Below are 3,252 nucleotides of genomic sequence, written 5' to 3'. Positions count from 1 at the left end.
GTACAGCGACAAGGGCGAGTCGCTGAACGGCATTGCCATGCGCTGCGACAGCACCACCTGCATGATGTCGCCGTCGACGATATAGCGTTTGGCCGATTCGACCGCGTCCTTGAACGCGGCCTGGCCGAATTCGGAGCGGGCGCTGGTGGGGGTGGACGGCAGCGATAGCGGCATCGGTGCCGGCTCGCGCAGTTTGGCGCGCAGCTGTGCCAGCCGCGCTTGAGCCTTTTGCAGCGCGTTGGGCATGGCCGGGTCGGCGTACACCACCAGATAGAGTTTGCCCGACAGGTTGTCGACCACCGCCAGCTCTTCGGACAGCATCAGCAGGATGTCGGGCGTGCCGGCCGGATCGGGCTTTTTCGCCGCTGCCAGCCGTTTTTCGACGTAGCGTATGGTGTCGTAGCCGAAGTAGCCGACCAGGCCGCCGGTAAAGCGCGGCAGCGCGTCCAGCGGCGGGGTGCGAAAGCGCGTCTGGAACGCCTCGATAAAGGCCAGCGGGTCGCCTTCGTGGTGTTCGATCACCTTGTCGCCGTACTCGACCTGCACGCGCTGGCCGTTGACGCGCAAGCGCGTGGTGGCGGGCAGGCCGATAAACGAGTAGCGGCCGAAGCGCTCGCCGCCGACTACCGATTCGAGCAGATAGGAATAGGGCGCGTTGGCCAGCTTGAGGTAGACCGACAAGGGGGTGTCGAGGTCGGCGAACAGCTCGAGGGTGACGGGGATGCGGTTATAGCCTTGGGCCGCGAGGCGGCTGAATTCTTCGTGTTGCATGTCAAGCTCCCGGTTGGAAAACGGCGGTGGAATAAGGCGTGGGTCAGGGCTGTGAGCTACGCCATCGGCCGCGCCGGAAAACCGAGAGTGAATGCATGATTTAACTTCTTTTCATTAAATGGTTTCCATTGTCACCCATTTTTCATTAAATCGTATAGTTCGGCAAGGCTGTCGAGCACGATATCTGCACCCAGATTGGCGGCATCGGCATAACCGTAGCTCACCGCGATGGCCGGGCTGCCGGCGGCGCGGGCCGACAGGATGTCGTTGATCGAGTCGCCGACCATGGCGATTTCTTCGGTCTTGAGGTTCAGCACCATGGCGGTGTGTTGCAGCGGCATGGCCGACGGCTTTTTCTCGCTCAGGGTGTCGCCCCCGATGACCAGCGAGAACAAATCGCCCAGCTCCAGCAGCTCCAGCAGCGGTACGGCGAGGCGTTCGGACTTATTGGTGATCACCACCAGCGGCAGGCGCAGCACCTTCAGCAGGGCCAGGCCGTCTTTTACGCCGGGGTAGAGCAGGGTGTGGTCGGCCAGATGGTCGCGGTAATAGCGGATGAAATAGCTGTAGCCCGCCTCCCACAGCGCAGGCTCGGCCTGCGCGTCGCGCTCATCGGTCAGCGCGCGGTGTACCAGGCTGGCGATGCCGTCACCGACATGTTCCTGAATGCGCATTTCGGCCAGCGGTGCCAGTCCCAGATGCTCGCGCATCTTGTTGGCGGCGATCGCCAGATCGGGGATGGAGTCGCACAGAGTGCCGTCCAGATCAAAGGCAACGGCCTTGATGTGTTTTAAATCCATGGTGTGTTCCAGCCAGTTTAAAGTTTACGGATGTCGGCCACCGGCTCGCTGCCGAAGGCCGGGCTGTCCAGAAAATCCGCGATGCGCTGTGCGACCGCCTCGGGCGTGCTGAGCCCGCCATCAGCCTTGAGCGCATCAAAGCGGGCACGCGACGGGAAGTGGCCGATGTCGGCTGCGCGGATTTCGCCCTGCATGGCTGTGTCGATCACGCCGGGGTAGAGCGAAACCACGCGTGCACCATCTGGCAAGCTTGCCTGCTCGGCCGCCACGCAGCGGCTGAAATGGTCCAGCGCTGCCTTGCTCGCGCCATACACGCTCCAGCCGGCGATGGCCGAAGCGGCAGCGCCGGACGAGATATTGAGGATGCGCACCTGCGCGCCACGCCCTGCCGCCCAGGCCAGAAATGCATTACATAACAGCATGGGGGCGAGCGTGTTAAGCGCCAGCGCATGCTCGACGCCGCCTTGCGGGTAGTGGCCGCACGGGGCGATGGGCGCAACGGTGCCGGCGTTATTGATCAGCGTCAGCGTGGCAAACGGGCCTGTCCCCAGTGCCGCCAGCGCGCGCTCTGCCACCAGTTCCAGCAGGGCACTGTCGGCCAGATCCGCCTGAACCCAGGCCAGGCGCGCGCCCTCGGGCAGCGTGAGGGTCTCATCGCTCTGGCGCGCGATACAGACAAGATCGCTGTCTTTTGTTGCGAGCGTGCGCGCAAGGGCAGCGCCCAGACCGCGCGATGCGCCGGTGAGCAGGATGCCGTGACGCATTAGCGGCCTGCCTGGGAAAGCTCGGCGCGCATGGCGTCGATGACGGCTTTGTAGTCAGGCTGCCCATAGATGGCGGAGCCGGCGACAAAGGTGTCGGCACCGGCCTCTGCGATGGCGCGGATATTGTCGACCTTGACCCCGCCGTCAACTTCCAGCCAGATTTCGCGCCCGGTTTTTGCCGTGTATTCGTCGATGCGCGTGCGTGCGGCGCGGATCTTGTTCAGCGCCTCGGGGATAAAGCTCTGGCCGCCGAAGCCGGGGTTGACCGACATGATCAGGATCATGTCTACCTTGTCCATTACATGGTCAAGGTAGGACAGGCTGGTTGCCGGGTTGAACACCAGGCCGGCTTTGCAGCCGGCGTCGCGGATCAGGCCCAGCGTGCGGTCGATGTGTTCGGAGCCTTCCGGATGGAAGGTGATGATATCGGCACCGGCCTTGGCAAACATCGCCGCCAGCGCATCGACCGGCTTGACCATCAGGTGCACGTCAATGGGTGCGGTGGTGTGCGGGCGGATGGCTTCGCAGACCAGCGGGCCTATGGTCAGGTTGGGGACGTAGTGGTTGTCCATCACGTCGAAGTGGATGATGTCGGCGCCGGCGGCGATGACATCTTTGACTTCATCGCCCAGACGGGCAAAGTCGGCGGAAAGCAGGCTGGGTGCGATACGGAAATTCATGATGTCGACAGGGTAGGATGGGGCCGTTATTGTAACGCCCCTGTTCCTGAGCTGCCATGGCGGATTGCCGTATCAGTGCGTGAGCTCGGCGGCGGGGGTGTCAGCGGGCTCCGCGCTTGGCGGGACCGCCTCCTCCACGATGGTGACTTCTTCTGCCAAGATTGCGAGCGCATCGCTGGCGGCCTGATCGGGCTGGGGGCTACGCACACTCGCGGCCCGTGGCAGGATGGTCACGGT

4 protein-coding genes are annotated in these 3,252 nt (G+C 63.7%); all 4 read right to left on the bottom strand.

From position 1 onward, the window contains the following. Positions 1-771 (bottom strand): chorismate-binding protein (locus EGI20_RS16800; protein ID WP_498632851.1); only part of this gene is annotated, 771 nt, incomplete at its 3' end. A gap of 131 nt (positions 772-902) precedes the next feature. Beyond that, the gene (locus EGI20_RS16795) at positions 903-1,571 is read right to left on the bottom strand and encodes a phosphoglycolate phosphatase (protein WP_124736121.1); all 669 of its coding nucleotides are present in this window, start codon (positions 1,569-1,571) and stop codon (positions 903-905) included. A 17-nt stretch (positions 1,572-1,588) separates the two neighbouring features. Next, positions 1,589-2,335 (bottom strand): SDR family NAD(P)-dependent oxidoreductase, encoded by a 747-nt coding sequence (locus tag EGI20_RS16790; protein WP_498632849.1) that lies wholly within the window; start codon positions 2,333-2,335, stop codon positions 1,589-1,591. After that, positions 2,335-3,018, bottom strand: coding sequence for a ribulose-phosphate 3-epimerase (gene rpe, locus EGI20_RS16785; RefSeq protein ID WP_160797714.1), 684 nt, complete (start codon positions 3,016-3,018; stop codon positions 2,335-2,337). The genes EGI20_RS16790 and rpe overlap by 1 nt, the downstream gene beginning before the upstream one ends. Positions 3,019-3,252: the final 234 nt, after the last annotated feature.

Source organism: Aquitalea sp. S1-19, from assembly GCF_024343515.1.
This window is presented reverse-complemented; position numbering and strand designations above follow the sequence as displayed.